Origin of the sequence: Nocardia aurea, from assembly GCF_003123685.1 — a bacterium.
Classification (GTDB): domain Bacteria; phylum Actinomycetota; class Actinomycetes; order Mycobacteriales; family Mycobacteriaceae; genus Nocardia; species Nocardia aurea.
Genome location: NZ_QCYJ01000005.1, coordinates 50,000 through 67,613, shown reverse-complemented (window position 1 = coordinate 67,613; position 17,614 = coordinate 50,000). Strand labels below are relative to the sequence as shown.

The window sequence follows — 17,614 nt, the reverse complement described above, 5'->3', positions numbered from 1 at the left end:
GTCGGGCAGCGGAAATGAGGTCGGCATGGTGGCCGATGCGGAGTATGCGGCGGCCACCCACAGGGGAGGCGCGCAGCGATGAACCACGAAGCATCCGAGGCCGGCACATCCGAGGCCGGAACCAGGACGGACGTACTCGAATCCGACCCGCGCAGCGACCACGAGGACTCGTCGGCGCGTGACGAACAGGGCACCTTATGGAACGCACGGGAAGCTCGCCGAGTCACGGTGCGTGAGCAGATAGCCGAACAGTTCGCCCGGTATCGGGAGGAGAGCGGGGCGTCGGGGGCCTACGACGAATGCGGTCTCCCGACCTCCGGCTACTACGACGAACTCGTCGACCCGCAGGGTTCGGTCCGTTCGATGTGGTCGGAACTGTCGTCGGATTTCCTCGATATCGGCACCACCGGTCTCGGCAGGCTCGACACCAGGGTCCGCAGGCTGATCGAGGACGACGGCATCACCTATACCGAGGTGAACGGCTCGGGGGAGCCGGTGAAACCGGTGCCGTGGCGGCTGGATCCGATCCCGCTGCTGGTGTCGGCCGACGACTGGACCCGGCTGGAAGCGGGTCTCGTGCAGCGCTCGCGGGTGCTGGACGAGGTGCTCACCGATATCTACGGTTCGCGCCGCACCATCACCTCGGGTCTGCTTCCGCCCGAGATCGTCTTCGGCAACAGCGGATACGTGCGTGCCGCGCACGGCATCACGATTCCTGGACGGCATCAGCTGTTCCTGCACGCCTGCGATATCAGTAGGTGGGGCGACGGGGATTTCCGGGTCGTCGCCGATTGGGCACAGGCACCGTCGGGCGCCGGTTACGCGCTGGCCGACCGGCGCGTGATCTCGACCGCGATCCCCGAATCCTTCGAACATTCCAGCCCGCGCCCGTTGACTCCGTTCGCGCGCGCCATGCGGTTGATGCTGATCGAATCGGCGCCCATCGCCGATGTCGACGACCCGATGGTGGTCGTCCTGAGTCCCGGTGTGCACTCCGAGACGGCGTTCGATCAGGCGTATCTCGCCGCGACGCTGGGTTTCCCGCTGGTCGAGAGCGCCGATCTCGTCGTTCGCGACGGCGCGCTGTGGATGCGCTCGCTCGGCACCCTCAAACGCGTGGACGTGGTGCTGCGCCGCGTCGACGCGGAATTCTCCGACCCGCTCGACCTGCGCCCGGACTCCCACCTGGGTGTCGTCGGTCTGGTCGAAGTGCTGCGCCGGGGCGCGGTGACCGTGGTCAACACCCTCGGCAGCGGTCTGCTGGAAAGTCCGGCGCTGACCGGATTCCTGCCCCGGATCTCGCGCGCGCTGCTCGGCGAGGAACTACTTCTCGACAGCACGCCGACCTACTGGGGCGGCGACGACAGCGAACGGTCGCATCTGCTGGCACGACTGGATCGGTTGGTCATCCGGTCGGCGGTCGACGGTTCGACCCTGTTCGGCCCCGAACTGTCGTCCGAACAACTCGAGGCGTCGAAGGCGCGGATCGAGGCGAATCCGTGGCAGTGGGTCGGACAGGAACCGGCCCAGTTCTCGGTGTCGCCCGCGGTGCAGGGCTACGGCGGATTGGCCTCGGCGCCGGTCGGCATCCGGCTGTTCTCGTTGGCGCGACGCGGTGGCTATACGGCCATGGCGGGCGGTCTCGGCCAATTGCGACAGCGACTGGAACCGGACCGCGCGGTCATCAAGGTCGCCGCCAAGGATGTGTGGGTACGCGCCGCGCCGACCCAGGTGACGGCGGTCTCGGCCGAACCCCAGGTCGAGGAACGCCCGCAGCGGTCGACCGCGATCGTGGAGGCGATCAGTTCGCCCCGCGTCCTCAACGATCTGTTCTGGATGGGCCGCTACAGCGAACGCGCAGAGTCGGTGGTCCGCCTGCTCATCGCCACCAACGACTGTTACCAGGACTACCGCTACCGCGCCTGGTCCGACGGCGCGGAAGCCCTTCCGGTCCTCATGTCGGCGCTGGCGAGGACCACCGGCACGATCGCCCCGGCCGCCGTGGTGGCGGCCACGCCCGTCGAAACACCACCCGTTCCGCAACAGGCGACGTCGGTGCGGTCCGAGGGTGGTTCCCCGGCCGACGGCGAGAGCCCGGCCACCGCCGCGAGTGGTGCTGATACACAGGCTGTTCCAGGTTCCGGGCCGGTGGATTCCGGCGCGGTTGCCGCGAACGGCGATGCTTCCGCGACCGACTCGGCGAACTCCGAGACGGAGGCTACGCGGTCGCCGTCGACGGTCGGCGAGGATCGATCCGCGACCCCGCTCGGTGCGGCAGAATCTGGATCGGGGACCACGGTGCCGTCCTCGGCGCAGTCTGGGGTGGCGGGTGAACCGCAGTCAGCTGGCGGTCAGTCCCCGTCCCGATCGGGTGCTGCTGGTCAGGATCGATCGGATGCCGGTGTTACATCGCAGGCAGATGCTGGTGGCCAGTCCCAGCCGGGTGCCGGTGGCCAGTCGCAGTCGACCGGTGGCCGAACGCAGTCGAGTGGCGGTCAGTCGCAGTCTCAATCGAGTGGCGGTCAGTCTCAGTCTCAATCGGGTGGCGGTCAGTCTCAGTCTCAATCGGGTGGCGGTCAGTCTCAGTCTCAATCGGGCGGTGGTCAGTCTCAGTCTCAATCGGGTGGCGGTCAGTCCCAGTCCCGATCGGCCGGTGAGCAGTCACGAACTGCCGGTCTCACCGGTGGCGATGCGCAGCCGATCCTCGGCGATCAACCCGCCCTCCTGCGCGGGAATTCCGGTGCGGGGGAGCGTGATCCCCGGCGCACCCGTGCTTCGCAGCTGAGCTCGAGTGCCTCGCGTGCGGGGTACGACTACCTGATGTCGCTGACCCTCGACCCGGGTCTGCCCGGTTCGCTCGCGTTCGCGATCGACCGGTACGGGTCGGCGGCGCGGGCGGTACGCGATCAGCTGTCGCAGGACACCTGGATGATCCTGAGCGCGGTGGATCGGGCATTGGCCGAGATTCGCGGGAGCGAGGAGGACGGCGAGGCGGCGTTGTCGTCGATGCATTCGCTGACCCTCGCCGCACTGCTCTCGCTGAACGGGATCGGGTCAGAATCGCTGGTGCGAGACGCGGGCTGGTACGTCATGGACATCGGCAAGCGCATCGAGCGCGGGCTCGCGCTGACGGCGCTGATGTCGGCGGCGTTGACGCAGACCTTCCACGGTGAAACCCAGCAGGTGGTCACCGAATCCGTGCTGCGCGCCGCGGAATCGTTGGTGAGTTACCGACGGCGGCACCGGGATTCGGTGCGGGTGTCGGCGGTCGCCGGGCTGCTGCTCTTCGACGCGAGCAATCCGCGGTCACTGGCCTACCAGCTCGATCGGCTCGACGAGAATTTCCAGGCGCTGCCCGGAGCATCGGGATCGTCACGGCCGCAACGGCTTCTGGCCGACGCGCAACGCATGTTGCGCCGCGTCGATCCGGCGGATCTGGAGGCCACCGACGCGGACGGCAAGCGGACCGAACTCGCCGAGCTGTTGGAAGGTGTGCATTTGCGGCTGCGCAAGGTCTCCGAATCGTTCGAGACGACGAAACTTTCGCTGCCGGCGGGTATACAACCGCTGTGGGGCAGCACGAGGGTGGTCGGATGACCGGGCGTGACGGTTTCGCCCGTCGTTACCGGGTGGAGCACAGAACCAAGTACTCGTATTCGGACGAGGTCAGCAGTTCCTACGGCCGCGCCTACCTCACCCCGCGTGAATTCCCCGGCCAGCGCCTGGTCTCGCACGATCTGACCATCGACCCGGTGCCGTCGGATCGTTCAGTCGGCACCGACGTCTACGGCAACACCACCTCGTATTTCCACGTGACAGCCGAGCACACCGAACTGGTGGTCACCGGGATATCGGTGGTGGACGTACAGCGCCCGGTTCCCGCCAGTGCGGACGGGCCGTGGGAACAGGCGCGTCCGACGTCCGTCAACGGCCCGCTCGCGGTGGAATTCACCCTGGATCTGCGTCCGCCGGAGATCAGCGCAGAGGTCACCGCCTACGCGGCGGAATCGCTGACGCCGGGTCGTCCGATGCTGGAGGCGGTCACGGATCTGAACACCAGGATCCACCGCGATTTCGCCTACCGGTCCGGCTCGACCAATGTCTCCACCAGGGTCGCCGATGTGTTCGCCGCCCGCGAAGGCGTGTGCCAGGATTTCGCGCGCATCGCCGCGGCCTGCCTGCGCTCACACGGTCTGGCCGCGCGATACGTGTCGGGATATCTGGCGACCGATCCGCCGCCCGGCAAGGAACGGATGGTCGGGGTCGACGCCACCCACGCCTGGGCCGCGGTATGGGTGCCTGCGGATTCGGCTTCGGACCGGACCGGGCACTGGATCGGTTTCGACCCGACGAACGATCAGTTCGCCGATGAGCGCTATGTGACCGCGGCCTGGGGTCGCGACTACGCGGATGTGCCGCCGCTGCGGGGCATCATCTACACCGACGCAAGGGAGAGCATCATTACCGTATCGGTCGACGTCGCTCCGCTGGAGGTATGAACCCGAGTGCGTGATTTCACCTGCCCGAACTGCGGTCAACAACTCGCGTTCGAGAATTCGGTCTGCCTTTCCTGTTCCAGCCCACTGGGTTTCAGTCTCGCGCTGCGGACCCTGCTCGTCATCGCCGATTTCGTCCCGACCGGTGACAACGGCAACCTCAGCGGCGAGGTCGACGGTCGGCGTTACCGGCTCTGCGACAATCTGCATGTCGCCAAATGCAATTGGCTCGTACAGATCCCCACCGAGCCCGCGGGGCAGTCGGTCTCCGATGGCGGAAACGGCGCGCAGTTCGATCCGAACCCGTCGGGTTCGGCGCCCGAACAGGGACGCCTCACGCGGGCCCAGCGGTTGCGCGCGCGGTTCCGAGGGTCGACGACCCGACAGGAAGTGATCGAGCCGGCCCCGCCCGCCGTGTACGGCACCGGTCCCGCGCTGTGCGAATCCTGCCGGTTGACGCGCACCAGGCCGAACGACGCCGATATCGCGGGGCTGGACGCCTTCGCCGAGGCCGAGGCCGCCAAACGCCGTCTGATCGTAGAACTGGCCGAACTCGGTCTCCCGCTGGTCGGCCGCGACGAGAATCCGAACACCGGACTCGCCTTCGACCTGCTGTCCAGCAAGATCGACAAGGTGTTCACCGGCCACCAGAACGGTGTCATCACCCTGGATCTGGCCGAGGCCGACGATCCGCATCGTGAGCAATTGCGCATCGAGATGGCCGAGCCGTATCGCACTCTGCTCGGACATTTCCGGCACGAGATCGGTCACTACTACTTCACCGTGCTCGTCGCCGATGACCAAGCGCGGCAACGCTTCCTGAATCTGTTCGGCGATCCCGACGCCGACTACCAGGCGGCCATCGACCACCACTATTCCCACGGCGCGCCCGCCGGTTGGGAGTCGAATTTCGTCTCCTCCTACGCCACCATGCACGCCGCCGAGGATTGGGCCGAGACATTCGCCCACTACCTGCACATCCGCGACACCCTCGACACGGCCGCCGCGTTCGGCATCGCCTCCGCGGGCGCGACCCTGGACCGGCCGCAGCCGGGACCCGCCGGATTCGACAAAATCATCGACCAGTGGCTGCCCCTGGCCTGGTCGCTGAACATGGTGAACCGCTCGATGGGCCATCCCGACCTCTACCCCTTCGTCCTCCCCGAACCGGTCCTGGAGAAGATGCGCCTGGTCCACGAACTCTGCGCGACCGCGGCGGTCTGAGCGACGTTCTCGCCGTTCCATCGCAATGCGCCGACGATCGGACTAAGCTATTAGCTAAGGAGGTGGTGTGGTGGGTGATGCAGCGGAGCAGTTCAACATCCACGAGGCCAAGACCAATTTGTCGCGGATAATCGAGCGAGTCGAACAAGGCGAGGAGATCGTCATCAGCCGAGCGGGCCATCCTGTCGCGAAGGTTGTACCGCTCATCCGCCGTGTCGACCGCCGTGGGCGTGGGTCGTTGCGTGGACATCTCGTGCTCGGGCCGGAATGGGATTCCGACGAGACCAACGCCTCGATCGCCGACGATTTCGGTCTGATGCCATGAGTCTTCTTCTCGACACCCATGTGGTTCTCTGGTGGTTGACCGGTGACCCCGCACTGTCGTCGGACATCGTGGATCGGATCGACCACGATATGGATGTGTACCTCAGTGCCGCGATCCTGTGGGAGGTCGCGATCAAGCAGGCGACAGGGAAACTCGCGGGACCAGGTGACCTTCCTGAACGCATCAGGGACAGCGGTTTTCTCGCGCTCCCGATCAGCCACGAACACGCGATCGTCGCCGGGCGCTTGCCACCCTTGCACCGTGACCCGTTCGATCGGATGTTGGTCGCGCAGGCACAGTGCGAGGGGCTGACGTTCGCGACCCGCGATCCTTACTGTCAGAAATACGACGTCGCGATCTTGGCCGTCTAGAAATCAGGCGCGCAGGCGTTCGCGGCGGAGCTGGTCCACCTCGGGGAGATCGAGAGGGGCCAGTTCATCGACGCCCAGAGCGCGGCGCAGCAGAAAATCGGCCAGTTCCGGGTTGCGGGCCAGGGCGGGGCCGTGCATGTAGGTGCCCAGGACCGAACCCTGGACGACGCCCTCCAGACCGTCGCCGACGCCGTTGCCGACCCCGCGGGTGACGCGGGCCAGACCCGTCGCGTCGCCGCCGAGTTTCGTTCCGCCCCTGTGGTTCTCGAAACCGGTCAGTGCGGCGGTGAGGCCGGGCAGCAGCGGGGTCGTGGTGACCTCGCCGATGGCGCGTTTGGACTGCGGGGACGTGGTGACATCGATCAGGCCGACACCGTCGACCCGTTCGCCGGTGGACGTCTCGTACCAGTGGCCGAGCACCTGGATCGCGGCGCAGATGGCAAGAACCGGAACACCTTTCGCGGCCGCCTGCTGCAAACCGGGATAGCGTTGCAGATGCCGGGTCGCCAACCGCTGCGCCGAATCCTCCGCACCGCCGAGGGTGTAGATATCCAGCGATTCGGGCACCGGATCGGGCAGCGTGATCTCCACGATCTCGGCGTCGTAGCCGCGCATCCGCGCCCGCTGACGCAGCACCAACGCATTGCCGCCGTCGCCGTAGGTACCCATCACGTCGGGCAGTACCAGCCCGATCCGCACGGTCGATTCACTCATGACTTCCGCTCGCTGCTGTTCGTCACCCTGGTCACTGCCTCGAGGTCGCGGTTCAGATCCCGGAACGCGGTGTAATTCGCGAGTACTTCCACATGGCCCGCCGGACAGGACGCGATGGCCCGCTTCGGATCGGCCACGGTCGTGTGCTCCACCCCCGCATAGGTGAGGCGGACCGCGAGATCGGTGGCCCGCTCACCGGAGGCCACCACCTGCACGCCCTCGAAATGCTCGAAACGCACATCCCACAGCCAGGACAGATCCTCGCCGTCGGGCACCTGCCCGTTCACCGCGATCACCAGCCCCGCCGAGGACGGTTCGATCATCGACAGCGCCTCCTGCCAGCCCGCCGGATTCTTCGCCAGCAACAGCCGAGCCGCGTGCTCGCCGACCTGCACGGTCCGATAGCGGCCCGCGATCTCACGCACGGTCCCCGCGGCCGCGGCCGCCTGCCCGGCATCGGCGCCGAGCGCGACCGCGGCGGCCACCGCCTGCGCCGCGTTACCGCGATTCGCCTTGCCCGGCAGCGCCAGCGTCAACGGCAAACGGATACCGTCCGGGCCGCGCAACTCCTCGCCATCGAGCCACCAATTCGGTTCCGGCCGTTCGAAATCGGTGCCGGTACTGCGCCAATGCGCGCCCTCCCACACGATCGGCTCACCACTGCGCGGACAACTCGTCGCGTCCATGGCCCAGCCGCCGCCCGCGGCCACCCACACCACATTCGGGTGGTCGTAGGCGATCGAGGCGACCAGCACATCGTCACAGTTGGCGATCACCACGGTATCGGGATGTTTCGCCAGCCCGGCCCGCAGTCGGCGCTCGATCATATTGATCTCGCCCACTCGATCCAGCTGGTCGCGGCTCAGATTCAACAACACCACCGCCGCCGGAACCAGCGAATCGGTCACATGCGGCAGATGCAATTCATCCACCTCGATCGCCGCCAACTCGACACCCGGATGCGCGCTCAACGCGGCGACGATCCCGGCATCCATATTCGCGCCGTCGGCCTGGGTGGCCACCTCGCCCAAGGTCGCCAGCGCCGCCGTCGTCATCCTGGTCGTGGTGGACTTGCCGTTCGTTCCGGTCACCAGCACCGTGCGCCTGCCACGACCCAGCTGATCCATGATCGACGGATCGATTTTCAGCGCGATCAGCCCGCCGATCATCGACCCCTTGCCGCGACCCGCTCGCTGCGACGCCCACGACGCTGCCGCCGCGGCCCGCAGGGCGATACGCCCACGCACCGAAATCTCTGCCACGCGGTGAGCTTAGGTTATTTGCGGCCGGGGCCGCGGGTTCGCTGTAATTCGGCGGCCCGGGGGCCGCGGGTTCGCGGCCCCTTGTTGTCTCGCGTCCGAGCGGTCGATACTCGCGACTGCGTCGCATTGTCTCGACCGCTCGGACGCGAGACGGGCCGCGAACCGAGCGCTCGTCGGGCTCGCGCCAGTGGTGGGGTGCGTCGCGATCTGCGGTGGGAGATCGGGCGTGAACTGGGCTCTTGTGGGGGTGAAGCGTCACCTGTCGGGTTCCGGACGTGGCGGCGGAGGAAGGCTCGGCGCAGTGGAAGAAGATCTGCTCGATGTCGATCTCGATCGCGAGGATCGGGGTGATGGCTAGGAGCCACCCGTGGTCGAAGTGATCGGCGTCATGGACGGGGTGGGCGCGGTCGTTGACGCGCGGTGTCTCGCTTCGGCCGAAAATGACGAAGATCACGCCTGTGTGGAGAAGGGCGGGATGTCCAGCGAGCCGTCGGGGCGGTCGCCGGGTGTTCGGCTTACCGTGTGCCCGGTTCGGAGCGAATGACCGCTCACACCGCCCGGTCGAACAGGTTGGGTTGTCCGGTGGCGTAGCGGTCGGCATCGATCTGGCGCAGCGGTTCCAATTCGACGGCGCGGTACATCTCGAACATGCGGCAGCGTGCCGCGTTCGATCCGGCGACGTCGAGCAGGGCGTTCACGGCGGTGCGCGCGGATTCGTTGGCGCCCTCCATGGTGGCGAGATCCACGTTGGTGCGCACGTAATCACCGGCGAGGAACAGATTCTCGATCGCGCCGTGCGACTCGGGGCGGTACTCCCAGGAACCGGCGGTATTGATGAGCAGCGGATCGGCGTTGGTGTTGCGGCCTTGGGCGGCATTCCAGGTGATTCCGGGATCGAGGAACCAGGAATGCAGATCGGCGTCGCGCAGTGATTCACCGTTGTCGTCGAGGTGCTGACGCATCTGCGCCCAGACCTCGCGCGCGATCTCGTCGGGGCTGCACTCCTTGGCGGTCTTGCCGTAGAGCACACCGGGGGTGTTCCAGTCGGAGATGTCCACCGAGAGGCAGTCCCGCACGGTGCCGTCGCCGTACTGTGGCAGTTTGCGTGACCAGTGCTGATTCTGGCTGATCGAGGTGAGTGACCACGGCGCGTCGATATAGGCGGTGTGGCCCCGCGAGATATCCGACGGCGTGCGCAGGTAGAACTGGATACCGGTCATCCAGTCGACGAAAAGCCGGTCCATCGAGGCCAGTTCCGGCTGCAATTCGAGAACGGCGGGTGACCACAGGGTGCGGGCGATCTCGGCGGGCAGCGCGACGACGAAATAGTCGGCTTCCACCGTGCGAGCCCCGGCCGCGTCGACGATGCGCGCCCCCGCGATCCTGCGGTCGCGCACCTCCAGCCCGCGAACTTCCGCGCCGAGCGCGAATTCGACCCCGAGTGCGCGCAGACGTTCGGTCCACGGGTCGATCCACGCGGCATTGGTCGGCCCGTTCAGCACCCGGTCGAGCGCGCCGTCGTTACCGACTTCGAACGGGTTGCCGAGGAACTGTTCGCCCATGGTGCCGATGGTGCGCACACTGGCGACATCCTCCTTGGCGGCGACCATGATGCTGGTCAGTGCCCGTGAGAGCAACGCTCGGAATTCGTGGGAACGACGGTGCGCGCCGACGAAGTCGTGCCACGCCATTCCCTCCCACTGACCGAGCCGCCTGGCATCGGAACTGGTGTTGAAGACGAGCAGGCGATTGGCGAACCACAGCCCTTCGGGCGCGGGCAGTTTCAGCGAGGTGGAGATCGCCGCGCCGACGGTCTCGAGGAATGCCTCGGGTGTCGGTTCGGTGCGCGCGCGTGGGCCGAGCGGCAGCGTGCGGAAGTCGTCGCCGTCACGCCGGGCGAAACGGGCTTCCGGCACGGCGAGCAGATTGTTCCAGACGCCGTCGGGGTTGCCCGCGAACGGAATGCGCCGCATGGTGTCCGGAATGTGCTGGTAGAAGCCGGGGAAGAAGCGGAACCCGTGTTCGCCGGGCAGATCGGGCCGCCCGCCGGAGCCGGTGCCGGGCACGGGAATGCTCCGCGCTTTCCCTCCGATGGCACGTCGCTCGTACACGGTGACCTGGAATCCGCGTTCGGCCAGTTCGTGGGCGGCGGTCAACCCCGCCACCCCACCGCCGAGTACCGCGACTCGTCGACCGGGCTGCGCGCCCGCCGAGGCCGGTCTCATCGCGCCTGCCGAGAAACCGCCTGCTGTCGCGACTCCAGCAACGCCCACTGCCACCGTGCCGCGAATCATCGATCTCCGCGAGACGGCCCATCGTTTGTCTGCCATGCGCTTCTCTGCTGCCTAAGCCTTCGGGGGACCTACCTGCACCGCCGCACCCACCATAAAGTGGCGACTCCGAGTCGACCGACCCAACCCCGGACGCCGCCCGCGGGCCACCGTCGGTATGAAGCGTCGACGGGCCGCGCGAGTACGGGCGTCCAGAGAGTACCGCCGTGCGTCGCGCCCCATGGCGACTTCGCGCCATTCGCTCGGTGCGAACCCGTGCGACGGACGGTTCGCCGGACCTCGGTGAGGTGCGTGGCGAGCTGATCGGCGATCCGTACGAGCCCTGCTGCCAACGGACTTCGGCACGCTGACCAGGTGCGATCCGTTTTGATCCACGACGGCGACCGTCGTCGGCTGTGTGCGACATCGGTGCGGCGACCGACATCGGTGCGCCGCCCGATCCGCTGCGGCGGCCTCGTGAAGCGCTACGCCAGAGTGCCACCACCCGACCGACTCGGGAACAGTCGTCGGTTTCCGAGATCGCCGAATGGTCCCGGTTGCCCGGACCGGGCGAAGCGGTCGCCGGTCTGTGCGCTATCGGCCCTGTGCATCGTTCGGGGCGAGCCACTTCGGGGCGGGTGCGCCAACCGCGTCGAGCCCGCCGACCGACATCGGTGGGGTGGTGACTCCGTCCGTCGGCATGCCGCCCGCACAGCGGCCACCTTCTTCCATCGGCTGACAGCGGGTGTTCGCCGAGGCCGGTAGCTATCGCTGAGGTCGGTAGCTATCGCTGAGGCCGGTAGCTATCGCTGAGGTCGGTGTTGTCGCGGGGGCCAGTACTACGCCGAAGTCGGTACCGCCGCGGTGACCGGTGCCACCGCGCGGACCGTGGCCGCGGCGGTGACCGGGATGACGGCGGTGACCGGGATGACGGCGGTGGCCGGGATGACGGCGGTGGCCGGGATGACGGCGGTGGCGGTGGCCGGGACGGTGACGGTGGCCGGTGCGACGGCGGCGACCGGGACTACAGCGGCGACCGGGACTACAGCCTGCTTCGCCCCCGGCGACCGCGCGGAAGTGGCGACGAACGCACCCCCGATGACGACGACCCCGCCGACCAGCGAGGTGGCGGTGGGTGTCTCGTCGAGGAACGCCCACGCGGCGGCGATGCCGACGACGGGGACGAGCAGGGAGAACGGGGCGACCGTGCCGGCGGGGTAGCGGCCCATCAGGTAGGTCCACAGCCCCGAGCCCACGATGGTCGCGAGGACGGCGATGTAGGCCAGGGCCGCCAGGGCGGGCCAGCCGGTGCCGGAGAACGCGGCGGCGAGAGCGCGCGGTCCGGTGAGGGGGCCTTCCGTGGCGGCGGACAGCGACAGCAGCGGCACGGGGGGCACCACCGCGATCCAGAGCGTCAGATGCAGCGGGTCGAAGCCGGGGGAGGTACTGGCGGCCATGCGCGCTCCGATATTGCCGAAGGCCCAGCCGAGTCCGCCCGCGAGGGTGAGCAGCACCGGGAGCAGGGTCGCGTGTTCGAGGCGGTCCCAGCCGATGACGGCCATTCCGGTCAGCGCGACGCCGATTCCCGCGAGTTGCGCCGGGCGGATCCGTTCGCGCAGGAAGACCGTGCCGAGCAGCACCGTGAACGGCGCAGAGGATTGCAGTACCAGCGAGGCGAGGCCGGTCGGCATGCCGGTGCGCATCGCGGTGAACAGGAACGCGAATTGCAGGATGCCGAAACCGGTGCCGTACAGCAGGATCCAGCGCAATTTCACTCGGGGACGTGGGACGAACAGCAGCACGGGGATCGCGATGACGGCGAATCGCAGCGCGGCGAAGAAGAAGGGCGGGAAGTGATCGAGGCCGACGCGGATGGCGAGGAAGTTCAGGCCCCAGAGCAGGACGACGGTCAGTCCGAGTAATCGGTCGCGGGTGGTCACGCCTCCCATCGTCGGATCGAAGATAGATCAGAACAATCGAATTAATATGGAGTATCCATGTAGTGGTGCTTCACATTCAGCGGCGGTGGCGGGAGGGTGATGACGGAACGGTCCGGCAGCGCGATGTCGGTGGAACGGTTGCGTGTCCTGCGCGAATTAGCCGATCGCGGCACCGTCGGCGCGGTCGCCTCGGCGCTGTCGATGACCCCCTCGGCGGTGTCGCAGCAGCTCAAGGTGTTGGCGCGGGAGGCGGGCGTCGCCCTGCTCGAACCCGACGGCAGACGGGTCCGGCTCACCGACGCCGGACACGCCCTCGTGGTCCGTGCCGACGAGGTACTTGCCGCCATGGACCGGGCTGTGGCGGAGATGGCGCACTATCGCGGGTCACCGCGCGGGCGGGTGCGGGTCGCGGTGTTCCCGTCCGGTGGGGCGCTGCTGCTGCCGCATGTGCTCACCGCGATGGCGGACAGCGGCGTCGACGTCCTCGCCAGTGACGAGGATGTGCCGCCCGCGGGAGTCTCCCGGTTGCTGGCCGATTACGACATCGTGCTCACTCACCGCGACGAGCGCGCGCCTTCGGTCTCGGGCGCGCGCGTGGCGGCCAGGGTGCTCATGCGCGAGCCGATCGACGTGGTGGTCGCACCGACCCATCGGCTGGCCGGGAAATCCTCGGTGACCCCGGCGGAATTGGCGCAGGAGTCGTGGATCAGCGTCCGCGGCGGATTCCCGGTGGACGACGTCCTGCGCTCGATCGCGACGGTGACGGGGGTGGAACCACGAGTAGTTCAGCGTCTCAACGATTTCCGTGTGATCGAGACGGTGGTCGCGGCCGGGTACGGCGTCGCGTTGATGCCGCGCTTCGCCGTCGTGCACCCGGGTCTCGCCGTGCTACGGCTCTCCGGTGTCCGTGCGGCGCGCGCCTACGAACTGGCGACGCGTCCGCACGCGGGGAAGCGGCCCGCGATCGCCTCGGTACTCGGGGCCTTCCGCACCGCGGCGGCCTTGGTCACCGAGAAATAGCGAACGGCCCGGCATTCGAGACGCCGGGCCGTTCGCGAGAACCGCGCTCAGTACACGCCGGGCGGGCCCTGTTGCCGGTACTGCTGCGCGCCGATGTAGCCGAAATCGTCGGCGACCATCGCCGCGAGTTCGAGCAGGGCGCGCCGGGTCGGCTTGCTGACCAGTTCCAGGTCGATCTCCGCGCCCTCGGCCAGGTGATCGTCGAAGGGGACGACCTGCACCGCCCTGGTGCGATCGAGGAACAGCCTGCGCAGCTGTTCGAGGTCGATGGTGGAGGCGCCACGCCGAGAAGCGTTGACCACCACCACGGTTCGCTCGACGAGTTTGTTGTAGCCGTGGTGTTCGAGCCAGTCCAGGGTCGCCGACGCGCTGCGCGCCCCGTCGATGGCGGGGGAGGTGACAAGGACCAGCGAACTGGCCATGTCCAGCACGCCGGACATGGCCGAATGCATCAGTCCGGTACCGCAGTCGGTGAGGATGATGTTGTAGAAGGATTGCAGTATGCCGATGGCCTTGCGGTAGTCGGCTTCGCTGAACGCCTCCGATACGGCCGGATCCTGTTCCGAAGCAAGCACTTCCAGGCGGCTCGGCGCCTGCGAGGTGTGTGCCCGGACATCGGAGTACCGCGAGATCTGCTGGTCCTCGAGCAGATTGCGGACCGTCGACCGGGTCTGCCGCGGCACCCGGTGCGCGAGGGTGCCCAGATCGGGATTGGCGTCGATCGCGATGACCCGGTCACCGCGCAGCGACGCGAAGGTGGAGCCGAGCCCCACCGTGGTCGTCGTCTTGCCGACGCCGCCCTTGAGCGAGAGGATCGCGATCCGATAGTCGCCGCGCACAGGCTGATTCACCCGGTCGACCAGATCGCGGTGCACGATATCGGCCGAGGATTCACCCGGATTGATCGCACCGCCGGACGCCTTGTGCAACGCCCGCCGCCAGCCGCTGCGCGGGGCGCGCCTGGCTCGCTTGAGCAGGTTCAGATCATTGACAGAATGACCGGGCTGACCTGGTTGCTGCATATGCTGCGGCTGGAACGCCCCCTGCTGCGGCGCGTATCCGGGCGGTCCGCCCTGCCACACCTGGCCGGGGCCGGTCTGGCCCATCGGCCCGGCGGCGTTCGGGGGCGCGTTGAAACCACCCGGTGCGCTGGGGCCGGGAGGGATGGGGCCGAGAGGATTCGGCCCACCGGGCCCACCGGGCGACGGGTACATCGGGGGCGGGGGCGGCTGCTGGGCCGGAGGCGGCGGCGGAGCCCAGCTGTAGATGGGGCCGCTCTGCGGTTCCTGTCCCGGACCGGCTTCGGGATACTGTTGCGGCCCGCGCGGATCGGGGCCGGGCTCCTGACGGTATTCGCCGTACTGCGGACCCTGCTGGTGGATCGGGTGATTGCCGCTGTGCTGTTCCTGGCCGGGGCCGCCCTGATAGGGCGCCGACGGATACGGTCCGCCCTGGTACGGCGGCTGCGGGTAACCCTGCTCCGCCGGCGGCGCGAAACCTTCGCCTGCGCCGTAACTCTGGGGACCACCCTGCGGCGCGTACGCATTCTGGTCCGCGGGGCCGGTCGAATAGCCCGCGTACTGGTCCTCGGGCTGCGGTGCCGCCTCGGCTTCCCGGCTCGCGGCCTCCGGTCGTTCCTGCCCGCGCTCGGCGGTGGACTCGGCTGCGGGTGACTCGGGCGAATCGTCGTGCGCCGCGGTCCCGCTCGCGGAATCGCCGGTGACCTCGGCCGTATCCACCGAATGACTCTGCAGCCAGGGCGGCGAAGTCGGGTTGTGGTCGTTGTTTGTCACAGTTCCCCCATCTGCTCGGAAGCGAGCAGAGAGCTCGGCGCTTGAATGCGAATCCAACGCTAGCACGGGGTTCACGGCCCCGCGTCGCGGTCTTCCGGCGGACGCGCAGGTTGCCACGACTGTTCACCCGGTCGTGGTAATTCACTGATTGTCGTTCTCCCCCAGCAGGTCAGAGGGCCGGACATCACCTCGCCCGCAGGCGTGACGTCCGGCCCTCGAGCCTACTCGGCCGCGGTGCTCAGCGTGCCCGGTTGACCGCGCAGACGACGGCGCGCAGCGACGCGGTGGTGATGGAGGTGGCGATGCCGACGCCCCACACGACCTTGTCCCCGATGGCGCATTCGACGTAGGCCGCGGCCTGCGCGTCGTCACCGGCGGACATGGCGTGCTCGGAGTAGTCCAGCACCCGCACGTCGAAGCCGACGGTGGCGACGGCGTCGACGAACGCGGCCAGCGGTCCGTTGCCGGAACCGGTGATCTCCTGCTCGACGCCGTCGACCTTCACCACGGCGGTGATGGAGTCGACGCCGCCGTCGGTCTCGGAGGCGGTGACCTTCTGGCGGATCCGCTCCAGCGGCAGAATCGGGGTCAGGTACTCCTCGGAGAAGACGTCCCACATCTCCTTGGGCGTCACCTCGCCGCCCTCGCCGTCGGTGATCTTCTGGATCGCCTGGGAGAATTCGATCTGGAGCCTGCGCGGCAGCACCAGGCCGTGATCGGTTTTCATGATGTAGGCCACCCCGCCCTTGCCGGACTGCGAGTTGACCCGGATGACGGCCTCGTAGGTGCGCCCGACATCCTTGGGATCGATCGGCAGGTAGGGCACCTCCCACACGATGTCGTCGACATCGGCGTTCGCGGCGTCGGCCGTCGCCTTCATCGCGTCCAGGCCCTTGTTGATCGCGTCCTGATGCGAACCGGAGAACGCGGTGTAGACCAGATCGCCGCCGTAGGGGTGGCGTTCGTGCACGGGCAGTTGGTTGCAGTATTCGACGGTGCGGCGGATCTCGTCGATGTCGGAGAAGTTGATCTGCGGGTCGACACCGCGCGAGAACAGGTTCATGCCCAGGGTGACCAGGCAGACGTTGCCGGTGCGCTCACCGTTGCCGAACAGGCAGCCCTCGATGCGGTCGGCGCCCGCCTGGTAGCCCAGTTCGGCGGCGGCGACGGCGGTGCCACGGTCGTTGTGCGGATGCAGCGACAGCACGATCGACTCGCGGCGGGCCAGATTGCGGCTCATCCACTCGATCGAATCGGCGTAGACGTTCGGCGTCGCCATCTCGACGGTCGCGGGCAGATTGATGATCATCGGCTTCTCGGGCGTCGGCGCGATGATCGCGGTGACCGCGTCGCAGACGTCCTTGGCGTATTCCAGCTCGGTGCCGGTGTAGGACTCCGGGCTGTACTCGTAGCGCCAGTTGGTGTCCGGGTAGCGCTTCTCCACTTCCAGGCACAGCGTGGCGGCATCGGTGGCGATCTTCTTCACCGTGTCGCGGTCCGCGCGGAAGACGACCTTGCGTTGCAGGATCGAGGTGGAGTTGTAGAAGTGCACGATCACATCGGTCGCGCCCGCGCACGCCTCGAAGGTGCGCTCGATCAGTTCGGCGCGACATTGCGTCAGCACCTGGATCGTCACGTCGTCGGGGATCGCGCCGTCTTCGATGATCTCGCGCACGAAATCGAAATCGGTCTGGCTGGCCGACGGGAAACCGACCTCGATCTCCTTGTAGCCCATCCGGACCAGCAGGTCGAACATGCGGCGCTTGCGGGCCGGGCTCATCGGATCGATCAGTGCCTGGTTGCCGTCGCGCAGGTCGACGGCGCACCAGCCGGGGGCGCGATCGATGATCTTGTCCGGCCAGGTGCGGTCGGCGACGGTGATCGGCTCGACTTCCTCGGAGAACGGCCGGTACCGGAACGTCGGCATGGACGAGTTCTTCTGCGTGTTCCAGGCGGGCTGGTCGACGGGCGCGGCTTTCGACGGGGCCGAAATGGTGCGCGTGCCGGAAATGAAGGCGTCAGCGGGGGACATGCGATTTCTCCAGGGTGTGGTGGATCCCGTGTGGGTCGACCGGCGCGGCAAAACCCCGCGACGGAGAGCCGGTCTGATCAGACCCCGTCGCGGCGTTCGAGAAGAAGCGCCCGCAGCATGATGTCGGCCAGTTTACCGCGCCGCAATCAACGAGCCAACGCAGGTCC

12 protein-coding genes are annotated in these 17,614 nt (G+C 67.8%); 6 read left to right on the top strand and 6 right to left on the bottom strand.

Annotated elements, in window-relative coordinates:
* The first annotated feature begins 78 nt into the window (after positions 1-78).
* The 5 genes from DAT37_RS46325 to DAT37_RS01005 all read left to right on the top strand — a co-directional run bounded on the left by DAT37_RS46325 (position 79) and on the right by DAT37_RS01005 (position 6,416).
* The gene (locus DAT37_RS46325; RefSeq protein ID WP_109522758.1) at positions 79-3,597 is read left to right on the top strand and encodes a circularly permuted type 2 ATP-grasp protein; all 3,519 of its coding nucleotides are present in this window, start codon (positions 79-81) and stop codon (positions 3,595-3,597) included.
* Positions 3,594-4,499, top strand: coding sequence for a transglutaminase family protein (locus DAT37_RS01025; protein ID WP_109523194.1), 906 nt, complete (start codon positions 3,594-3,596; stop codon positions 4,497-4,499). The genes DAT37_RS46325 and DAT37_RS01025 overlap by 4 nt, the downstream gene beginning before the upstream one ends.
* Positions 4,500-4,505: 6 nt before the next feature.
* Positions 4,506-5,720 carry a zinc-binding metallopeptidase family protein gene (locus DAT37_RS01015; protein ID WP_232839419.1) on the top strand — a complete coding sequence of 405 codons (1,215 nt, stop codon included), beginning with the start codon at positions 4,506-4,508 and terminating at the stop codon, positions 5,718-5,720.
* A 70-nt stretch (positions 5,721-5,790) separates the two neighbouring features.
* Entirely contained in the window at positions 5,791-6,045 is a 255-nt protein-coding gene (locus DAT37_RS01010) for a type II toxin-antitoxin system Phd/YefM family antitoxin (RefSeq protein WP_232839418.1), read from the top strand.
* Positions 6,042-6,416, top strand: a complete 375-nt coding sequence (locus DAT37_RS01005) for a type II toxin-antitoxin system VapC family toxin (RefSeq protein ID WP_109522756.1) — start codon at positions 6,042-6,044, stop codon at positions 6,414-6,416. Before DAT37_RS01010 ends, DAT37_RS01005 begins: the two co-directional genes overlap by 4 nt.
* Before the next feature lie 3 nt (positions 6,417-6,419).
* Here the strand turns inward: DAT37_RS01005 and DAT37_RS01000 are convergent, their stop codons facing one another.
* The 4 genes from DAT37_RS01000 to DAT37_RS00985 all read right to left on the bottom strand — a co-directional run bounded on the left by DAT37_RS01000 (position 6,420) and on the right by DAT37_RS00985 (position 12,602).
* Complete coding sequence (locus DAT37_RS01000; protein WP_109522755.1) at positions 6,420-7,130, bottom strand: type 1 glutamine amidotransferase; 711 nt, start codon at positions 7,128-7,130, stop codon at positions 6,420-6,422.
* On the bottom strand, positions 7,127-8,392 hold the full coding sequence (locus tag DAT37_RS00995; RefSeq protein ID WP_109522754.1) for a Mur ligase family protein: 1,266 nt from the start codon (positions 8,390-8,392) through the stop codon (positions 7,127-7,129). The genes DAT37_RS01000 and DAT37_RS00995 overlap by 4 nt, the downstream gene beginning before the upstream one ends.
* Positions 8,393-8,940: 548 nt before the next feature.
* Positions 8,941-10,617: a hydroxysqualene dehydroxylase gene (locus DAT37_RS00990; protein WP_288049784.1), complete on the bottom strand. Its 1,677-nt coding sequence runs from the start codon at positions 10,615-10,617 to the stop codon at positions 8,941-8,943.
* Positions 10,618-11,501: 884 nt separating this feature from the next.
* Complete coding sequence (locus DAT37_RS00985) at positions 11,502-12,602, bottom strand: EamA family transporter (RefSeq protein ID WP_198654034.1); 1,101 nt, start codon at positions 12,600-12,602, stop codon at positions 11,502-11,504.
* A gap of 123 nt (positions 12,603-12,725) precedes the next feature.
* Here DAT37_RS00985 and DAT37_RS00980 point away from each other — a divergent pair, with 123 nt between their 5' ends.
* Entirely contained in the window at positions 12,726-13,622 is an 897-nt protein-coding gene (locus DAT37_RS00980; RefSeq protein WP_109523193.1) for a LysR family transcriptional regulator, read from the top strand.
* Positions 13,623-13,669: 47 nt separating this feature from the next.
* Here DAT37_RS00980 and DAT37_RS00975 read toward each other — a convergent pair whose 3' ends face one another.
* Together DAT37_RS00975 and leuA are read right to left on the bottom strand one after the other, a co-directional pair.
* On the bottom strand, positions 13,670-15,361 hold the full coding sequence (locus DAT37_RS00975) for a MinD/ParA family ATP-binding protein (protein ID WP_232839417.1): 1,692 nt from the start codon (positions 15,359-15,361) through the stop codon (positions 13,670-13,672).
* 292 nt (positions 15,362-15,653) lie between these two features.
* Complete coding sequence (gene leuA / locus DAT37_RS00970) at positions 15,654-17,447, bottom strand: 2-isopropylmalate synthase (protein ID WP_109522751.1); 1,794 nt, start codon at positions 17,445-17,447, stop codon at positions 15,654-15,656.
* Positions 17,448-17,614: the final 167 nt, after the last annotated feature.